General features: G+C 45.5%; 16 protein-coding genes. 13 read left to right on the plus strand and 3 right to left on the minus strand.

Annotated elements, in window-relative coordinates; translation table 11 throughout:
- Positions 1-136: 136 nt before the first annotated feature.
- Positions 137-661 (plus strand): TlpA disulfide reductase family protein, encoded by a 525-nt coding sequence (locus tag J8M00_RS21815; protein ID WP_211012580.1) that lies wholly within the window; start codon positions 137-139, stop codon positions 659-661.
- Positions 662-1061: 400 nt separating this feature from the next.
- Positions 1062-1319, plus strand: a complete 258-nt coding sequence (locus J8M00_RS21820) for a helix-turn-helix domain-containing protein (protein WP_211012581.1) — start codon at positions 1062-1064, stop codon at positions 1317-1319.
- A gap of 438 nt (positions 1320-1757) precedes the next feature.
- On the opposite strand, the gene J8M00_RS21825 is transcribed toward J8M00_RS21820, so the two are convergent.
- The 3 genes from J8M00_RS21825 to J8M00_RS21835 form a co-directional block, all read right to left on the minus strand.
- Positions 1758-2033, minus strand: coding sequence for a helix-turn-helix transcriptional regulator (locus tag J8M00_RS21825; protein WP_211012582.1), 276 nt, complete (start codon positions 2031-2033; stop codon positions 1758-1760).
- 488 nt (positions 2034-2521) lie between these two features.
- Entirely contained in the window at positions 2522-2956 is a 435-nt protein-coding gene (locus tag J8M00_RS21830) for a response regulator (RefSeq protein WP_211012583.1), read from the minus strand.
- Complete coding sequence (locus J8M00_RS21835; RefSeq protein ID WP_211012584.1) at positions 2949-4919, minus strand: PAS domain S-box protein; 1971 nt, start codon at positions 4917-4919, stop codon at positions 2949-2951. The genes J8M00_RS21830 and J8M00_RS21835 overlap by 8 nt, the downstream gene beginning before the upstream one ends.
- A gap of 940 nt (positions 4920-5859) precedes the next feature.
- Between J8M00_RS21835 and J8M00_RS21840 the strand changes: the two genes are divergently transcribed.
- The 11 genes from J8M00_RS21840 (at position 5860) to J8M00_RS28640 (ending at position 19581) form a co-directional block, all read left to right on the plus strand.
- Complete coding sequence (locus J8M00_RS21840) at positions 5860-6363, plus strand: sigma-70 family RNA polymerase sigma factor (RefSeq protein WP_211012585.1); 504 nt, start codon at positions 5860-5862, stop codon at positions 6361-6363.
- A 19-nt stretch (positions 6364-6382) separates the two neighbouring features.
- Positions 6383-7348, plus strand: coding sequence for a FecR family protein (locus J8M00_RS21845; protein ID WP_211012586.1), 966 nt, complete (start codon positions 6383-6385; stop codon positions 7346-7348).
- A 112-nt stretch (positions 7349-7460) separates the two neighbouring features.
- Entirely contained in the window at positions 7461-9965 is a 2505-nt protein-coding gene (locus tag J8M00_RS21850) for a TonB-dependent receptor (protein ID WP_211012587.1), read from the plus strand.
- 20 nt (positions 9966-9985) lie between these two features.
- The gene (locus tag J8M00_RS21855) at positions 9986-11839 is read left to right on the plus strand and encodes a procyclic acidic repetitive family protein (protein WP_211012588.1); all 1854 of its coding nucleotides are present in this window, start codon (positions 9986-9988) and stop codon (positions 11837-11839) included.
- Between the two features lie 133 nt (positions 11840-11972).
- Positions 11973-12581 carry a heme acquisition protein HasA gene (locus tag J8M00_RS21860; RefSeq protein ID WP_211012589.1) on the plus strand — a complete coding sequence of 203 codons (609 nt, stop codon included), beginning with the start codon at positions 11973-11975 and terminating at the stop codon, positions 12579-12581.
- Between the two features lie 54 nt (positions 12582-12635).
- Positions 12636-14528, plus strand: a complete 1893-nt coding sequence (locus J8M00_RS21865) for a choice-of-anchor tandem repeat GloVer-containing protein (RefSeq protein WP_211012590.1) — start codon at positions 12636-12638, stop codon at positions 14526-14528.
- Positions 14525-16231 carry a type I secretion system permease/ATPase gene (locus tag J8M00_RS21870; RefSeq protein WP_211012591.1) on the plus strand — a complete coding sequence of 569 codons (1707 nt, stop codon included), beginning with the start codon at positions 14525-14527 and terminating at the stop codon, positions 16229-16231. The genes J8M00_RS21865 and J8M00_RS21870 overlap by 4 nt, the downstream gene beginning before the upstream one ends.
- 1 nt (position 16232) lies before the next feature.
- Entirely contained in the window at positions 16233-17516 is a 1284-nt protein-coding gene (locus J8M00_RS21875; protein WP_211012592.1) for an HlyD family type I secretion periplasmic adaptor subunit, read from the plus strand.
- Positions 17517-17612: 96 nt separating this feature from the next.
- Complete coding sequence (exbB, locus tag J8M00_RS21880) at positions 17613-18320, plus strand: tonB-system energizer ExbB (RefSeq protein WP_247687509.1); 708 nt, start codon at positions 17613-17615, stop codon at positions 18318-18320.
- A gap of 1 nt (position 18321) precedes the next feature.
- Entirely contained in the window at positions 18322-18741 is a 420-nt protein-coding gene (locus J8M00_RS21885) for a biopolymer transporter ExbD (RefSeq protein ID WP_023398984.1), read from the plus strand.
- Entirely contained in the window at positions 18742-19581 is an 840-nt protein-coding gene (locus tag J8M00_RS28640; RefSeq protein WP_211012593.1) for an energy transducer TonB, read from the plus strand.
- Positions 19582-19620 lie beyond the last annotated feature (39 nt).

The raw sequence follows: 19620 nt of genomic DNA on the forward strand, positions 1-19620 counted from the left end.
CTTATGCACTCACCATACATAACCTAAATTAGGTACAATTACGCAATCACTGTTATCATAGTAAAAAAATCGCGTTTTAGAATATTCACGGCGTTAAAACTGCGCTATTACCCACCTCTCCTACAGGACCTACTGCATGAAAAGATACCTGATGTTATTATTTGTATTGTGTTTTACTACCTCGGCAAACGCGAACATCACACATTTTGCTGCCGATCAGGTTATCGGTCAAAATAAACTAGGTGAGCCGGTGTTTCGCAGTACCACCACGCCCACGATTGTGACCTTTTGGGCCTCATGGTGTGTATACTGTAAGCAGCTGCTTCCACTACTTGAGGGACTTCAGCGTAAGCTCACAAATGAGCGTATTCGAGTAGTTGTTGTCAATACAAAAGAAGAGGGAAAGCTCGGGCAAACCCGACGCACATACAAAAGCCTGCTTCGACAATTTGAACAGCGAGGGCTGCAAATTGAGTTTGTTTTTGATAAAAGAGATGCGCTCTACAACAGATTTAAGAAACCCGGCCTGCCCTATACTTTAGTCATGGAAAAAAATGGCCAGATCAGCTACGCACAAGCAGGTTATAGTGAGCGACTGGCACAGCCTATGCTGGAAGCAATACAGCAGGCACTAGATAAAAATACATCTGATCAAATCTAGTTCGCGTCCTCAACTATCATTCAATGAGTTTGCAGCGCTTCTCGTTTGTTTTTACAACCACACGGGATAGCCTGTCACTCATTGACATAATTGCTTACGAAATCACAATAGAGGCTTTTTCCTATATCATTTTTATAACCTTAAGAATCAACAACCTGAAAGTTTTACGAAGTTTATGCGCGACGACCTGACACCATTTATTACACAATTAATTTTGAGCATTGCAGAGGAAAAAAGTTGGCAAAGCCCAATTAAAGTATCCACCTTGGGTAAATTTATTACCATAACTATTGATATAAAGATGATTCCAAGCACTCATTTTCGCAATGCATGCTAAAGATTTAAGCCCACATAAACTCTGTCAAAGTAATACCTTTAATTTTTGGAAAGGAATAATGATGTGATAAGTGGTAATGACCTTAAAGCGATGAGAAAAAAAGCAGGACTGACGCAAAAGCAGATGGCCGATAAACTCAATATAACCAGAGAAACGGTCAGCAATTACGAATTAGGTGTAGGTGAACCTAGAACAGGGCATTTTTTTAAATGGTTGTTTTATTGTAAAGTTGATGCAAAAGCGCTTTTAAATCAGATCAAAAGTATCAGTGACGAAATCAATGAAAGCGACGACTCCCATCGATTCAAAGATGACAAGTAACGTCTCTATTGCTCAAGCACTCTGAAGTATCTCTTCAACGATAACCTATAAAACCGCCTCTCATTATTGTTCTACCCTAAAGTGTCGATTGTCGCATTCGAATTCAGAAATTAGTAGGTCATACACACTACGCTGTATTTACGCACGGCTCTGGCCTTTGGACTTTCCACCATAACAGCGGCGCATTTTAGCTACCAACCAGAAAGGCCACAGATCGATACACATTGGCAGATGAAAAGGTGCCGTAATTTCTATTGACCCCAACCAAGTAGGTGAACAAACTCCAAACTTGTATACAGTGATCAGAACACGATCCGCACATGGACATTGTTTTTGATACAACAGACACTATTTTAAAGCGCCTAGCACATCACTGGTCCACCAAAGAAAATGGCGGTTTTACGTAGCACCTCTCAGATATAGGGTATCAACGCATCACTAGCCTGCTTTTTGGCTACCATCACTGCCTGTATAGCTGATATAAGGACAGGCAAAATCATCACCAAATATTAGATACATTTCGTATAGCTGCGCCATGGTCATAATCGTTCTGCCAGTTTCAAAATTACTAATAGTCGCTTGATCAACATCGAGCTTTGCACCAAGTTGACTTTGAGTCAGCTTGTTCTTTTTGCGAACTCGACGTAAGTTATGCTGTACCTCTTCCATTAGGTTATTCACCTTTATTTTTCTTCTTACTGCATTGTTTTTCATCTCTTCCCTCGCCAATCAGTATTGCTGGTAAATATTTATTTTATTTTTGATAGTGACTTACAAACTTAATTGTCATAAATATAATTTGCTTCATGCGGAAAAATCTTCGAATTTTATTAAAAGGCATCCACTCACTTATCGCTCACATATCCAAAAGCTAAGAAAAACAGCGTTTAGTAAAGAGATTGAACAATAAATGATGTAGAAAAGTAGAGTGTAGCGGCCAGAAACCACCTTCGAACAAACCTATTTGTCCGCTGGGATATTAAGTAGGGGGTCATTACACCAAGTCTTTCTCAGTGCACTATATTGACTTACTCTTGAAATTCAGCTGTTTCAATGCGATTGATTTTGGCTCTTGATACAAGTACACAAGAAGCACCATGCCCCCGACATGCCAAAACAATAGGCTAGGCAGCATCTACCGTGCAGGCGAGTACCCAACCAGCCTAATATGATTTCGTCCAAAAACTATCACCGTTATGGAGTTAGTCTCCTTTTGGTAAAATCGCAATCTGAAACCAATAGTCTTTAAGTTTTTGTACAGCATCAAATAATGACTCCAGTTTAACTGGCTTTTGAATATAGGTATTGGCCCCAAGGTCATAACACTCCTCAATATCCTTTTCATCATCTGAGGTTGTCAAAACCACAATGGGGATGTTTGCAAGGCGCCGAGTATTTTTTATTTCTTTTAACACGAGACGGCCATCCAGCCCCGGTAGGTTAAGATCCAACAGTATCATAGCCGGCTTTGGATGCGACGGTGTCCACTCTTGACTGAGGTAATTCAGCGCTTCTTGACCGTCTTCACATCGTACAATTGGATTTGATAGGTTACCGTCTTTTTTAAATGCCCGATTAGTCGCGTAATAATCGTCATCGCTATCTTCTACAATCAGAATCAATTTATTATCATTCATTTTCGACTTCACTTTCCTTCAATGTAAAATAGAAACTTGTTCCTTTTCCAAGCTCCGACTCAAACCAAATTTTACCCTTGTGTTGTTCAACAATTTTTTTCGCAAAGGTCAAGCCAGATCCCGTGCCCTCGCCAAACTTTTTATTGCTATTTAGGCGCTTAAATATTCTGAAGACTTCGGTTTTAAAGTGTGCATCAATGCCAATACCATTATCTCTGACACAAAATGCATGCCGCTCTAAATCATAATTCACACGAATAGATTTACGTTCCGATAAGTTGTATTTGTACCCATTCGTTATTAGGTTGTATAACAGCTCTTCTAATCGCGTTTGGTTACCAACCACATTGGGTAAGGCTTCTGTGAGCACCTCGACGTTATATTCTTGCAGCGACTCTTTTAGGCGTTCAAGCACATGACTGAGCGCTTCATCCATATTGACCTGCTTGCTGCTTTGCTCCTCACGGCCCAATCTTGAGAAATACATCAGATTAGAAATAAGCTGCTCCATTTTAGAGCCTAGGTATACCAAACGGTCCAATTTATATACACCATCTTCGCCCAGCTCAGTCTCATAGTCCTCTTTTAAAAATCCAGCGTGATTCTGTATTGCTCGTAACGGCTCTTTTAAATCATGAGAGGCAATATAAGCAAAGTTGTCTAACTCTTCGTTGGACTTGGTCAAACGCTCAATCAATTGCTCTCGCTCTTGGTCCATCTCAACTTGCTTGGAAATATCTCTCACTACCCCACAAAAAAACTGCTCACCTGCAACACTAAACCCGGTAACCCCCAGATCCAATGGGAAGATTTGGCCATTTTTTCGCAAACCTTTCACCTGCCGCCCAGTGCCTATGATTTTCTTTTCACCCGTTGTTAGATAATTAATCAGATATTGATCATGCTCACTTTTATATGGTTCAGGCATAAAGAAGTTTATATTCTTACCAACACTCTCTTCTTTTTCGTACCCAAACATACGCACTGCCGAGTTGTTGATACTCTTTATCACACCATTTGCATCTATGGTGATGATGCCATCAATGGCGTTGTCGAGCGTTGCTTTGTACTCAGCATCTTGTGCACTAATGATCCGCTCAGACATGCGAGATTTGATTAAATAAAAAGAGGCGATACCTGCCAGGAAAGAAACAAACAACCCATTGAGCAGGGCAATATAGTGAATATCAGAGTCATCAACCGAAACACGGCTTTGCTTAGGCCACAGCAATAACTCCCAGTTGACGCCATGCAGTGCAAATGAATGACTAAAACCAGTAGACTCATCGTACTGCATACCCGCCTCTACTTTACTAAACATCACGCTGCCTTCTGACAGTACTTCAATGTTGTAGTCATTGATAAATTCATGCGGAAGCAGGCTATCTACCAATTGGGATATGTCAAACACACCTAAAATAAACCCGTCAAATCTACCGCGAATATAAATCGGAAAATACGCTAAAAAGCCTTTACCGCCTTGAACAAGCTGGACCGGCTTAGACAGTGAAAAGTTTTTCGAGACCTTTGCTCGCTCTAGGGCCTTTAACCTGTTTTTCTCGAATGACAAGTCGAGATCAACTGCCGACTCATTGCCTTGCAGTGGCACAACCCATTTAACAACATACTCGCTGTTCACCCATTCGACGGCACGCAGCCCAGCATGATCATTGACATAATCCTGTGCATCCAATCGCCACTCTTCAAAAGGCGGCCCTTCTCGTGCCACCCAGCGATTGCGCATGCGCTCCAGCGCACTGATGATGGCAGGCATCGAATTGATAAATTGATGCTCAATCAATTCGCTCTTGGCAATCGCGGTTAATTTAATGAGGTGTTTTTCTTGGTTATCGGCAAGCTGCCAGACCCAAAGAGATGCCAACATACTCAGTAGGACACAGATAGACACCACGATAAAAGACAGCTTAAATCGCTTCCCTGTACTTTCTACATCTATATGCAAAGCAATTTCCTTTTTTATTCTCGCGCAGTTTGTGGTAAATGACTTTACGTCAAAAAGTCGGTACGCGTTTACCGGCTAGGAAAACAAACACGTTTTATTTAGTGTAATTGAATCTGTGTATTTTGCGCCATTAACACCAACATTTTTATAACAAGCTGAAAATCAAAGTGTCGTGCAGAAAAATGGGGGGTTATCGCCATAAAAAACCTTAGTAAAGTCAACATTTAAACTTAAAAAGTACTTTAAATACAATGACTAAAAACAATAATTTAGCGCATATAGTGATAACTTCGTCGGAATATAAAATGTCAACCGCTTGATATTTTTCAGCTAGCACTTCGCTCAGAGTCGGGCGTATTTACATATTCTTTAACACAGTGTGGAGCGATTGAAGCAAACTTACTTGTGCATATCACATTGAATATCGCTGCTCGTAATCTGCCTTTGTACTCGCCTTGCCATTTTATGAATCACCTTGCCAACCTTCTAGATGACTAAAATTAAGTATTAAAATACAAATGGATAGATGCAAATCACGCAACACCGCTCAACATCTAGTTCGTTTGCGCGGCGTTTTCAGAACACTTTTTTTAACCAGTTTACAAGTAGCTAAACTTTTGCTCATGATACAAGCCTATGGACCTACTCTGATGCGAAACATAACACGGATCTGGTGGTACTCAATAACCACTTAAAAAGCGGGGAAGTCAAAGAATATAAGGCGTTTGAAGTGGTACACCTATTCCAAACCAAAGCTAAGTAAGCAGCTCTCATATTGCCCTCTCAAACTGAAAATTATGATAATTATGAACTAGAAAAATCCCTGTTATCTGCATCGAGCAATGTTTTATTCGTAGAATAATAGACTTGCTACACCATCTTATTAATGATACCGTTAATGATAATTATTCCTATTTATGCACTATGGTAAGGAACAAAGGTGTCGAATTCCGCTGGCATGGACCTTTTTATTCGTGATAACCAATTTTGGTTAGTTAGATTTTTACAAAACAAGCTAAAACTACATTGTCATCACGATGCACAGGATTTATCTCAGGACACCTTTATTAGGGCCCTGACTTCCTCTACAGATCTGCTTGAAGTCAAAGAGCCAAGAGCATACTTAGCAACCATCGCCAATCGCTTGATCATAGATAAGGCGAGGCGCAAGCGTATTGAGCAAGCCTATATTGAAGCGCAAACCGAAATGCAGCAAGAGCAGGCGCCTTCATGTGAAACGGTGTTAGAAACCATGCAAAGATTAGAAGCGCTATCACGTTTATTAGAGGGTCTGGCAGACAAACCACGACGCGCCTTTTTAATGGCACGTTTAGATGGCATGAAATACAAAGAGATTGCTGCGCAGCTCAATGTTTCTGAAAGTATGGTGCAAAAGTACATCGCGCAAACATTGCTACATTGCCACAGTCAACTGATGGAATAATCAACACATAGAGAAACCCATGTCGGCGAATCAAACCAGCTATCAACATAAACTCAAGCAGGCTGCAGACTGGTGTGCTCTACTCCACTCAGATTCGCCCGCCGACGAAGATATTCAAGCCCATCATCAGTGGCTGAACTTACATCCAGACAATCAAAAAGCGTACGCAGAATTACAAGCGCTTTGGGGTGAGTTTGATACCCCTGAAGATACAGGCCTGAATGTTCGGGTACTCAATAATGTACTAGACAAAGATAAACCCAGATCGGTAAGTCTCGCCAAAACCTTCCTTAGCGTTACTTTGTTTGCAGGGTTTGGGCTATTGCTAAATCATTTAGGGCTAAGTGGCGTCACAGCAGATCACTACACCCTAAAAGGCCAAACACAAACCATACAACTGCAAGATGGCAGCGTATTGACGTTGAATGCCGAAACGCAAGTAGATATTGAATACAATGCAGACACTAGGTTGATTCGATTATTCAAAGGCGAAATACACGTTGAGGCAATAACTAACCCTTCATGGCCACTGGTGGTGGCAACTCATAACACCAGTGCAACAGCTTTAGGCACCAGCTTCTCGGTGAAAACCAAAGGGCAAGACACCTTTGTCGTAGTGAGCGAATCTAAGGTAGAGCTGTGTTATTTACCACAACATAGATGTGTGATTGGGCAACAGGGCCAAGCCATGGAAGTTGCAGACAGATACCTAACAGGACCTTATCAAACAAACCCTGATATCAGACTGGCTTGGTTGAACAATAGGCTAGTTGCAAATGATATCAGTCTGACTGAGCTGCTTGAATCACTAGAATCCTACTATCCGGGTGTATTTGTATACCAGCATTCGGAGCTCAGCCAGATCCGAGTTTCAGGTGTGTACCCTACTGACGATGTTGACTTAGCACTGAAAATGTTGGCGTCAGATCCAGCCATTAAGCACAGGTCGATTGCAAATTACCTTCAAGTTATCTCATTGAAATAAAATGACTTTTCAAGAGGTGGTAAAAGTTTTTTAGTTTTTTTGAGTTTTTGGGTACTGTTTTTTTTTACTGCCCCGTCCTATAAGTAGCTCTAAATAATAATGAGAACTATTTATGATAGGCGACAGTGCTACTCGCTCAATTTATACTGCTTTATTGTGTACTGGACTTGCTCTACCAAGCGCAGCTTTGGCACAACAGGCACACCAACTTGATATTCCCAAAGGCAGCTTAGCTGAGGCACTCAATACCCTGGCACTGCAAACAGGCGTACTGCTGCAATTTGATCCTAACCAGATCGGCAGTGCCCAAACTACTGGGTTAAAAGGCGCGTTTGTACTGAGTGATGGCTTTGAGCAGCTGCTCGCAGGCACAGGTTTATACGCTGAAAAAACCAGCAATGGTAGCTATGTCATTCGAGCGTTATCAAGCAACCTAGAACACGCGGTCATGCTCGATACTCTTGAAGTATATGCCAGTAATAATACCCATAAAGAGATCTATCAGTCCGCTTCTTCAGACACCAAATTAAGCCAAGATCAACTCGCCCGTGTAGCACCACGAGATACCTCTGACATTTTCTACAATGTGCCCGGAGTGACAACATCGCAAACACGTCAAGAACCCGGAGTCGCGGTCAATGTACGAGGTATTCAAGACTTTGGCCGAGTCAATGTGATGATCGATGGTGCAAGACAGAATTTTCAGCGCAGCGGACACGGCGCCAATGGTACCGTCTACCTCGATCCCCAGCTGCTTTCCAGTGTCGACATTGCAAAAGGTCCCGTCGGCCACGCTGGCGGCGCAGGTGCCATTGGGGGCGTAGTCAATTTCAACACGCTGGAATTTGCTGATCTCGCACTTGAAGGAAAAGACCACGGCAGCAAAGTTGCGCTCGCAACAGGCAGCAACGCATACCATATGCAAGGCTTACTCGCCTCAGGAGTACGCTTGGGAAAGGATCTTGAGCTGGTCGCAGCGGTTGGGCGCAAACACGTCGGAAGGTTTGAGCCTGGTCAGCACGGTGGTAATGCCGGCAATGACAATTACTTTGATGCGCTCAGCTCTTTTACCGAGCAAGATCAATGGTCCTCTTTGCTCAAAGCCAATTATAAAATCAATGAACAACACGCCATAAAACTAAGTTATGTAGGTTTCTCTGCCAACTTTAACGAGGGCTCCACCACAGGAGAAACCGAGCAACCTAGTGCCACCAGCAAACTCAGTAATGACACCATTAAAGTAGATTATTTCTGGAACCCTAACTCAGATTATTTTGACTTAAGTTCAAGCATTTACTACAACCGAACTCAAATGCGCCAACATCAGTTTGAGCTGGGAGACTCGATTAACCCTTACGGGGAGTTTGAGCTGCAATACGAAACCAATACCTTTGGCCTGGTGCTCGAAAATATTTCATTCTTTAGCTTAGAACACGACTGGCTGAGTGAAGCAGACTCTCTGCTCATGCTCAATACTGGCATGGAATACTTTAGAGACTGGACCCAGCCTCAAGCGATCCAGCAAACGCCGGGAACCGGTGACCCAACTTGGTTCACTGGGGCAACTCCGGGGGGAAGCCGCGCAGTGAGCAGTGCATTCTTCCAGACCGAGTGGCAATATGGTGAGCATCTGTCTATTGAAGCAGGCGTCAGATACGAGCACTTCTCACTCGAGGGAGAGGGTGAGATCAACTCGGGGTCTATTCTCAACCCACCCGGCGTCACTCCAAGCAAGACGCTGATCTACACTAATTTTGCCGTGGCGCGCCACGACGATTTTGTCTCGCCTAACTTGCGTTTTGCGTACCGCTTTAATGATGAGATTCAAGCCTATGTCAGTTCTGCCAAAGGTGTGCGCCCTCCCTCGATCACCGAAACCTTGTTATTCGGGATGCATGTGGGTAACCAATTTCCTTTCTACCCAAATCCCGGCTTACAAGCCGAAGAGTCTCTTAACAATGAAGTAGGAATGAATTTTGAGTTTACTCAGCTGGCCAAAGAGCATGATCTGTTTATTAAAACAGGTTGGTTCGAAAACACCGTAGACAACTTCATTATTCAGGGAATGGTGATGAGCCCAACCTCTGTCAGTGACAAAAGTGGCATTCGCAGCTATGTCAATTTACAAGATGAAATCCGCTTTGAAGGCATAGAGCTGCAAGCTGATTATCAATCTAAAGTGATATTTGCAGAGCTCAACTATACCAAGATGAATTTCGATCCCGGTCTAGGTGACTACAACCCGTTCCCACTCGGCAGTCAGGTCGGTTTCCCCGCAACAAACTTAGGTAAAACTGAGTCTGGCGGACTGCTTTACATTCCACCTCCGAAACACAGTGGCGCCATCACACTTGGATTGAAGCTGTTTGATGACAGCCTAAAGGTTGGCGCAAGAATGCGCTTTGAAGACAACGATGGCCGCGGTGGAAAAGCTTATGAAAAGGTCGTGGATTGGGAAGTTTACGACGTGTGGCTGGACTACCAGTACTCACCAAATATTCAGCTGCGTATGTCGATTGATAACCTCAAGGACCTCAATTATGCCGAAGCAAATGGCACCTCTTACTGGATTGCGCCGGGGCGCAGCGTCATCGCAAGAATAACAGCAAAATTTTAATTAAAGACAAGGGTATAAACATGCGAAAAGCTTTTAAGTTGGCACTTATCAGTAGCGCGTTAGTTAGCGCAAACTTGGCAAGCGCCGCTGAGATCAACCTGCAGCAATTACATGTGTTTGGCACACCACAAACCATCATGTTTGGTGGTGATAAGGGTATGTTGCCTGCAAAACCGCCCGTACTACATCCGGTCAGCGGCAAGCTTGTCGGCACTTTTCTCTCTGGTGGCGGTAGCGATTTTGCCTCAATCAGACAGTCCGGTATTTATTATTTTACGCCCCAGTTAACTGAAGGTGCGCTAACTGACTACAACACGCAAGCCAACTCACTGAATACCGAGATCACAGCGTTTGGTACAAATGTTGTTATCGACGGTCAAGGCATGGCTTACGGTGGCGCTAAAACCAGTTTATTTAAGTGGAGCGAAGGCGAAGAAATGCAAGATGCACTGGCGGACCTTGATCTGTCAGGTATCAATGGCGGTAAATTTGAAATACATGGCTTACTCACAGTAGATTCAAATGACAACGTGTACTTCGCAGCCTCAGATCGCAGCGATGACTTTTATGCACTGCTAAGACTCAGCAGCGCAGGTGAACTTGCAACGCTGGTCGATTTCAGCCGCGATGAATACAAACAAGCAGCTGGCGACCTATACGTTTTCACCAAAGGACAATCACCCGCCGCTTTGATTTTTAGTGCAACTGACAATGCCATTTACGGCCTTGCGCATAAATCAGCAGACTCCGCAGGCGCGGGCAGCAATGACGGCTTAGAAGGTGATAACTTTGCCAGCGGTACTTTATTTAAAGTGAACTTAGCCAATGTCGAAACAGATGGCAGCACAGAAGTCACTGTACTCAAGAGCTTTGATGATGAGACTCACGGACTGATTGACGATCATGTGCTGGCAACCAACGGACTCGTTGAACATGGCGACTGGATTTACGGTACGTCACAAAAAACCATCTGGCGCATGCACAAAAGCAATGACAATGGATTCACTGTTCTACACACCTTTGCGACACAAGAAGATAGCCAAGATGGTGATAAACCAGCAGGTCCCCTGGTGTTGGCCGCCGATGGCAACATTTACGGCACTACTTCAAGCGGTGGCCGTGATGGGGAGTCCGGTACGCTCTATCGCATCAATCTAAGTGAAGATGCCAGTGATGTAGACAGAGCTAAAGACGCTTATGAAGTCGTGCTGCACTTTGCTGGTAAAGATTCAATCGCACCTATGGGCCTATCTGTTGGTACCTTACTCGATGGCTCACAAACCATATATGGCGTAACCAATGGCAACAATACCACTGACTCGGGTGGTGTTTTTCAATTTTCTGTCACTCAACACGGCCTCAGTTTTACCACTGAAACAGAGCAGCTCGAACTGGGTGAAAGTCTGGAGCTAAACTGGCAATCCACTAACCTCAGTAGCTGTACCGCCAGCGGTGATTGGGCAGGTGAAAAGGATGCAACAGGTCAAGAAACTATTGAGCCAGAGTCGAAAGGTGACAAATCTTACGTCCTCACTTGCCTGGATACGGATCAAAAAGCCTTTGTTCGCACACTTGAACTGGTAGTCAATGCTGAGCCAGAACCTGAGCCTGAACCTGAGCCTGAACCTGAGCCTGAGCCTGAACCTGAACCAGAACCTGAGCCTGAGCCTGAGCCTGAGCCTGAGCCTGAGCCTGAGCCTGAGCCTGAGCCTGAGCCTGAACCTGAGCCTGAGCCTGAACCTGAGCCAACACCTGATACGAGTGAAACGCCTGCGCAGGAACCTCAAGAAGACAAAGGCAGCAGTGGTGCATTTGGCGGGCTAATGCTGATTTTGGGCTTGGTAATGGGCAGACGATTCCGCAAAGCCAGATAAGCCAAAAGAATTTGAATTGCAAGGGCATGCCCTTGCCAATAACAACGGACATATCGGATTGGCGCGCAGCCGATATGTCTCAACACGACCGCTAGGTCAATATTATAAAACAATTAACTATTAAGGATTTATCATGTCTATACAAGTAACTTACAGCGTTAGCTACGACTTCCCTAGCCTAAACGACTTCTTCACTGATGCGTCTCGTTTTTTCACGAACACTGACTACAACGAAAACATTGGTAGCTTTGCTGGTGCTGAGAATCCAAACCCAACTGTAGACCTAGGCTTCTGGGGTATGTTCGGTACTTTCTCTGGTACACAGTATGCGCAAGAAGGCCAAGTGGGTGCTGAAAGCCTAGGATTTATCATTCAAGCTGCTGATGGTTCTTACATTGACTACACATTCTTCGCAGGCCCTTCACACACAATGTACGGTGAAATCGCGTCTATCTCATTCGGCCGCGGTCTAACTCAAAACGCAAACGGTGAATACAGCTTCACTGAAGAGCTTGTGAGCTTCGATGGTCTAGACACGGTTGGTCTAAACGCAGGCTTCGATGCAAATGGTGGCGTAATTGGCCGCAACGCTGGTGACAACACGACACACAACATTGTTGATGGCATGAAAGACTCAGACTTCAGCTACTTGATGAATGTACTTTCTACAAATGGTGTTGACTTAGGCCCAACAGGCACTGTTGGTGTGTCTACCCCAGTTGACTTCGACCTAGTCGCTTAACCTTAGAGCACTGCAGCACAGCTGCAGTGCTATCTGTCATTTATTGAGCCAACTATGAAAAAACTCTGTATCTTTTTGTTATCACTACCTTTCTCTAGCCTTGCTACCACTGCAATTGATCATGTCAGCGTTAATTACCTCACGTCCCTTCACTATACAGGGCCTGAAGGTTGGCCGAGTGCGGGCAAGCCCTTTGCACCGCCCATTTATAACGCAGAGCGAGATCAATTGATTGGCCTCTCATTAATGGGCCGCACCGGCAACGATGTCGTAGCACCAAGTATGTGGGGACTAACACCGGTTGAAGGTCATTATTTTGCATTGGCAAAAGATGTAAATGGATTGGTCGGGTTTGTACAGCACCCAGAATTAGATCGACTGTATAGTATTGATAGTAAAGGCAACGTTTTTTTCGTGCACTCAGATGGCAGCAATAAAACCATTCTCTTTAACAATGAAAATAAAGAACTCTTCCCGCAACCTAATGTCAATCCCATATTTGACAACCAAAGTCGCCTGCTGTTTATCGATACAGATCACAAAACCTACTCTAGGTTAATGCGCCTAGAACACGACAATAGCTTGTTGGAGCTATATCGTTTTAACAATAGCCCGCATAGTGACTTTACTGCTGCTGGCGGTATGTTACTCAGTGGCAACACACTTTATGGCTACATAGGGTACCCAAGAGGCATACCATTTTTAGATACCCTATCCATTGACGACAATTTTCCCGTTGGAGCGCTCTATGCGATTGAGCTCAGTGAAAACCCGGTGGACGCGCTTACCATACTGCACGAGTTTACTTTACAGCAAGGTGAAGTACCGTGGGATACAAACGCCACTGAAGGCCGCATCGCAACTTATTTAGTGGAAGATGAACAAGGCTACTTATATGGTTCAACCTCGGTTGGAAGCTGTAAAACAAAAGGCATCATTACATACAGTGGCAAAGAGACTGCATTTGCCAATGGTCTTTGCGGTGGAGACTACCTGTTTTATAACGCAATTGGTGAGCGTGAGCGCTTGATCCATACTGACTACCCTCATTACGATGGCAGCAACCCACATGGCTCGGTATTTAGGCTCAAAAAAGATGGCTCGGAATTTACCTTACTGCATACCTTTAGCGGCGAAGATGGTAGTCAGCCACGTGGCCCCATGGTGATAACAGAAAGTGGCTACTTGTACGGTACGACGATGGGTGGCGGCGTACATAAGAGCGACTTAATCTCCGTGAGAGAGGGTGGAAAATACCCCGAACAAGCACTCAATATGACAAGTGACGGGACTATTTACCGTATTAATTTAGCAGATATCAAGTTCAAAGATGGCAAGCTCATTGAGAGCGGCTTTGAGCACGTGCACTCCTTTAAAGGCGGGCCTGGTGAAGACGTAGATGGCAAAACACCCACGGGTTTGATGCTGGCAGAAAATGGACGACTCTATGGTACGACCATAAATGGTGGTCGTGGCTATACCAACCAAGCCGGTTGGGTGTATGAAAATGACATTTTGGGCACTGTGTATGAAGTCGATCTCAGTGGTATGAAGCCAACAGGTTCAGTCTCTATCAGTATCACCCCGGGCACTTTAAAGCTCGGCGAAGAAGCCGAAGTGACTTGGAGTAGCAGCAATGCGACAAACTGTATCGCCACAGGCGGTGTCGCGAGCGGCGACTGGGTGCCTGATGGGGATATTGCACCACAAGGTAGTATCAAGATATCTCCAGACTCCGGCGTGTACTCCTTTTCCATCAATTGTCGAGATGCTGACGTCGGCGCTCGAATTGGTGCACTCACTACGCTCTACGTAAATGCAGAGGCCAAAGTCAAAGAGAGTGAAACCGTTCACTACGGCAATGGCGGTGCCCTGAATTGGGGCTGGCTGGCACTATTGGGCGCTTTGCGGATTGCGCGCGCTCGACGTCAAGGGGATAGCGCATGATCCCCCAAACTCAGCCAAGTGAAGCATTGAAAGCCGCACTGAGTAAGCAAAAGCGTAGCTTACTGCATGTCGCAGGCTTTAGTGCTGTCATCAACTTGTTAATGCTCATTCCCGCAATTTACATGCTACAAGTTTACGACCGAGTATTGAGCTCAGCCAATTTAGACACCTTATTAATGATATCCATGATGGTAGCAGGTTTCTTTTTATTAATGGGCGCACTGGAATGGGTACGTAGCCGAGTATTGATTGGTGTCAGTGAAAGTTTTGACAACGATTTGCACGGCAAGGTTTTTGAAGCTGTATATCAACATCAGCTCAAATTAGGTAATGCCAATCCAGGTCAACTTATCAACGACCTCAACCAAGTCCGTCAATTTATGACCGGCACAGGTATTTTTGCCTTTTTCGATGCACCTTGGGCACCAATCTTTCTGCTACTGTTGTTTTTCTTTCACCCATTGCTCGGCGCCATTGCACTGGTCGGCACCATACTATTGTTCGCATTGGCACTACTCAATGAAGTCTGGGCTAAAAAGCCCTTACAGGCCTCATCTTTGGCAACCGCCAATGCCACACGACTTGCCAGCGGTATTATCAATAATGCAGAGGTTGCGCACGCTATGGGGATGCAAGGTAATTTACAGGCACGATGGCAAACTCAGCACCAAGCAGGTATCAGCCACCAAAGTGAAGCCAGCAACTTAAGCTCAGTGCTCACAGCCACCAGCAAAGTTTTGCGCCTCGCACTGCAATCAGTGGTTTTAGGCGCCGGAGCTTGGTTGGCAGTAGATGGCCAAATCACCGCCGGCATGATGATCGCCGGCTCTATCATGGCTGGTCGCTTATTATCTCCAGTTGAGCAGCTTGTTGGTGCATTTAAGCAGTGGCAGAGTGTGAAGCTGTCTCGCCAACGTCTAGATGCGCTATTGCACCAATATCCAGCTCCAAAAGCCGGGCTCGCTCTGCCAGCCCCAAGTGGCAAATTAAGTGTAGAAAATGCCACCTTGATCCCACCAATGGCTCAAACTCCGGTGCTCAGCAATATCAGTTTTGAGCTAGCGCCAGGTGAGGTACTCGCCATACTGGGTCCTTCGGGTGCTGGAAAATCATCCATAGCGCGATTGATAACTGGGATCTGGGCACCACACATGGGTAAGGTACGCCTAGATGGTGCTGACATTTTTCAATGGGATACACAGAGTTTAGGCCCTCACTTGGGTTATTTGCCTCAAGATGTCGGCTTGTTTGCAGGTAGTATCAGCGAGAATATTGCCCGCTTTGGCAATATAAATGACGAGGCTGTCATCGATGCTGCGCGGTTAGCTGGCGTACATGAGATGATCCTTAAATTACCCAATGGCTACAACACAATTTTAGGTGAAGGAGGCATGGGTCTATCTGGCGGCGAAAAACAGCGTATAGGTTTGGCGAGGGCGCTGTACGGCAACCCCAAACTGGTGATCCTCGATGAGGCTAACTCGAACTTGGACGATGCTGGCGAAGCAGCACTGGCAAACACCATCAAAACACTCAAGCAGTCCGGTTGCAGTGTCATTTTCATTACTCATAGAGCCAATATTTTAGGCCTGAGTGACAAAATATTGTTGCTCAATAAAGGCAATGTGCAGGCCTTTGGGCCCAAACAGCAGGTACTAGGTGCCATGCAAAAAGCCCAGCAAGGCCATAGAGGAGCAGCGTAACATGAAGGCAAATCAAGAAATCGCCGGCAGTCAACATATCCGTCTTGGCTGGATCACCATCGCCTTCAGTTTGGGCGTGTTTTTAGTCTGGGGTGCATTTGCACCACTGGATAAAGGCGTGGTTGTCGAAGGCCAAGTGGTCGTATCCGGACATAAAAAACAAATTCAGGCACCGCAAAATGGCGTTATCACGGACTTATTAGTGCAAAACGGACAGTGGGTAGAGCAAGGAGACCCTTTGCTGATCTTGGATAATAAAATTGCGAAAAGTCAGCTGGCGGCTGCCACAACCCAATATTATATGGCACTGGCAGAGAAAGAACGCCTGAACGCTGAATTGGCAGATGCAGCCCTCCTCCAATATTCGGCGGTATTGACCAAGGTGAATTTACCCCAAGCACGCCAGGCCATGGCGCTCAATCAACAAGTATTCGAGCAACGCCGCGATGCTTTGCACACGCAACTAAAATTACTGCAAGACAACAAACATACCACGCAATCTCGCATCTCTGGCCTAGAGCATGTCGTTGCGAGCCACAATCAAAGAGCGGGCGTCTATGACAACTGGGTAAAGGACACCCAAGCACTGGTTAAAAAAGGCTTTCAATCACAAGAGCAGCTTTACCAATTGAAAGCACAGGCCGCCGAGATCCGGGCGGACTCGGCAAATGCCATGTCAGAGCTGTTGTCACAGCGCGCACGCCTACTTGAGCTAGATACTCAGCTACAGCAAACTCGCAAAAATTACCGCCAAGAGGTGAGTCAACAAAGGGCAAAAAATCAATCCAATATCAGTGAGTTCCAGCAACAAATGACCACTGCACAATTTAGCCTAGATCACAGCAAAATTCGCGCTCCCGTGGCGGGCCAAGTGGTTGGTTTGGATGCCTTTGGTGACGTCGTGTCTCAATCTCAGCTGCTGATGGAAATTGTACCCAAAGGGCAACAACTGATCGTCAATGCAAAGATCCCGAGCAATCTGATTGACAGTGTCGCCCTTGGTCAAGATGTCGACTTGCTATTTAGCGCATTTAATACCAGCACCACACCAAAAGTGCGCGGTCAGGTTGAGCGTTTGGCACAAGATACAGTGAACGACGAACGTACCGGACAGCCCTACTATCAAGTAGCTATCCGAGTCAGTGAAGATGCGCTTACTGAAAACTTGGTGTTACAAGCTGGGATGCCAGTGCAAGCCTTTGTCAAAAATGGCGAGCGTTCAATGTTAAGTTATCTGCTAAAACCATTAACTGACCGCATTCCAAATGCGATGGCTGATACATAAAGTAAAAAAATTTAAAAACTAATTACGCTTTTTTTAATCTCACGCGTTCTTTAAACATAAGGGTTTGTTTTTAGATAAAGCAGGATTGAACAAAAGATGAAAAAAGCCACTGCCTGTGTTGCACTATTGCTCACATTTGAGGCCTCGGCCGCTGGCGGCTCCCTCACCGCTTACGGTATGTTTATGCAAGCAGATTGGGTGGTCAAAAGCGTCATGTTAATGTTGGTCGCTGCATCAGTGACTTGCTGGGGGATCTTTATCGCCAAGCAAAAGCAAATTGCAGCGGCACGCAGCCGGCTCAGCGAGTTGCTAGCAAACAGCCGCAGCAAAAATAACCTAGAACAATTGCGTACTCCGAGCGTTTTAGAAGCACAGTTAGTCACTGAAGTGCTCATTGAATTAGACTGGGGCGCAAAAAATAATGCCACAGCTGAAGGAATTAAGGAAAGATCCCTCCAGCGAATGAAGAGCCGTGTCGACGAGTTCACGGATGGTTTGACTCAAGGCACAGGTTCGCTGGCTTCCATTGGTTCAACAGCCCCCTTTATCGGTTTGTTCGGTACGGTGTGGGGCATAATGAACAGCTTTGTTGGCATTGCCACCACCAATACCACTAATTTAGCCGTTGTCGCCCCCGGCATTGCCGAAGCGTTATTGGCCACTGCGGCTGGCTTAGTCGCTGCAATCCCCGCGGTATTGATGTACAACCATTTTACCCGAAATATTGCACTTTATCGCAAACAGCTCAATGCCTTATCAAGCCAGTTACTCGTGCTCGCTGGTCGCCAATTAGAGCTACGTTAGCATGGCGATGATGAATGACGGCGAGCAAGATGAGTTCGCACTCAACAATGAAATCAACATGACACCCTTTATCGATGTCATGTTGGTATTACTGATTATTTTCATGGTTGCGGCACCTTTATCAACGGTGTCAGTGCCCCTTGAACTACCCGGTGCCAATGCAGAGCACCAAGCTCTAGACCAAAAACAACTGATTTTATCTTTAGATAAAGAGCGACAACTTTTTTTAGGTGACAAAGCCATTGCCGAGACAGAGCTCGCTCATGTCCTCAATGACGCCAGTGGCAATAACCTTGAACAAATCATATTTATCCGTGCTGATCAGCAAGTTAATTATGGGGCGCTTATGTCATTACTGAATACGCTCAGAGACATAGGTTATCTCAATGTGTCACTGGTCGGCGAAGAGGACCTGAATTAAGTGCTTTCTCGCCGTGATTGGTCACTCGCATTTACTTGGGCCATTGTTTTACACCTAGCTGTACTTGGGGTTGCGCTGTGGCATTGGCAGCCTTCAACGCCGCTTCCTCCAGCTCCACCTAAAGCCCCCTTCGTGGTCAAGCTGGCGCCGTTGGCCAAGACCCATAGTCAATCTCAAGAACTTCAGAGCACACAAGCTCTATCGGCCAACACACCACCCCAAGCAAAAGTTGAAGCAATTACGTCCAGTGATATCGGGTTAGTGCATGAAGGAAAAATTGCCGCAGCTAAGAAGCTTGCGCAAACCACACCTCCTGAGCCCAAACAAACACTTCAACCAGAGCCAGATCCGCAACCGTCCGCTGAACCTGAACAGGTTGCGGCGGTCGAACCGCACAAGCCTGCGCCTCAACCACAGCTTGAAAAACCAGAGTTGATTGCAACAAAACCGGCGCAACAGCAAAGTGTCGCCAGTCAAGCCAAATCCATTCAAGCAGAGACAGTGGCCACGCAAAATCAGGCCCAACAGCAAGGCCAAGATGAGATACTCACTTTGCAAATGACACAAAACTGGCAGGCCGAATTAATTGCCCACCTAGCAAAGAAAAAACGCTACCCAAAAATGGCGAGAAAACGCCGTCAAGAAGCCACCGTGACGGTGCGTTTTACAATAGATGCACAAGGCCAAGCGCGCGATATCGAAGTGGTTCAAGCTTCTCGCTATCCACTGCTCAACAAAGAAGCAAAAAGTGTTGTGAAGCGCGCGCAACCTCTGCCGCTACCACCCGAAAAAATGCTCAACAATAAAGTGCTGGTGCCAGTGCGCTTTTATTTGCTCTAACCGTGTTCAAACTTGAAAGACATTGGCTTTGTTTCAATA

Origin of the sequence: Pseudoalteromonas luteoviolacea (genome assembly GCF_018100925.1) — a bacterium.
GTDB classification, from domain to species: Bacteria; Pseudomonadota; Gammaproteobacteria; order Enterobacterales; family Alteromonadaceae; genus Pseudoalteromonas; species Pseudoalteromonas obscura.

What these genes read in the sequence shown, in the direction of transcription:
- J8M00_RS21875 (WP_211012592.1), top strand. Translation starts at nt 16,233, where the DNA reads ATGAAGGCAAATCAAGAAATCGCCGGCAGTCAACATATCCGTCTTGGC.
- J8M00_RS21845 (WP_211012586.1), top strand. Translation starts at nt 6,383, where the DNA reads ATGTCGGCGAATCAAACCAGCTATCAACATAAACTCAAGCAGGCTGCA.
- exbB (WP_247687509.1), top strand. Translation starts at nt 17,613, where the DNA reads ATGAAAAAAGCCACTGCCTGTGTTGCACTATTGCTCACATTTGAGGCC.
- J8M00_RS21830 (WP_211012583.1), bottom strand. Translation starts at nt 2,956, where the DNA reads ATGAATGATAATAAATTGATTCTGATTGTAGAAGATAGCGATGACGAT.
- J8M00_RS21855 (WP_211012588.1), top strand. Translation starts at nt 9,986, where the DNA reads ATGCGAAAAGCTTTTAAGTTGGCACTTATCAGTAGCGCGTTAGTTAGC.
- J8M00_RS21885 (WP_023398984.1), top strand. Translation starts at nt 18,322, where the DNA reads ATGGCGATGATGAATGACGGCGAGCAAGATGAGTTCGCACTCAACAAT.
- J8M00_RS21850 (WP_211012587.1), top strand. Translation starts at nt 7,461, where the DNA reads ATGATAGGCGACAGTGCTACTCGCTCAATTTATACTGCTTTATTGTGT.
- J8M00_RS21860 (WP_211012589.1), top strand. Translation starts at nt 11,973, where the DNA reads ATGTCTATACAAGTAACTTACAGCGTTAGCTACGACTTCCCTAGCCTA.
- J8M00_RS21865 (WP_211012590.1), top strand. Translation starts at nt 12,636, where the DNA reads ATGAAAAAACTCTGTATCTTTTTGTTATCACTACCTTTCTCTAGCCTT.
- J8M00_RS21815 (WP_211012580.1), top strand. Translation starts at nt 137, where the DNA reads ATGAAAAGATACCTGATGTTATTATTTGTATTGTGTTTTACTACCTCG.
- J8M00_RS21870 (WP_211012591.1), top strand. Translation starts at nt 14,525, where the DNA reads ATGATCCCCCAAACTCAGCCAAGTGAAGCATTGAAAGCCGCACTGAGT.
- J8M00_RS21825 (WP_211012582.1), bottom strand. Translation starts at nt 2,033, where the DNA reads ATGAAAAACAATGCAGTAAGAAGAAAAATAAAGGTGAATAACCTAATG.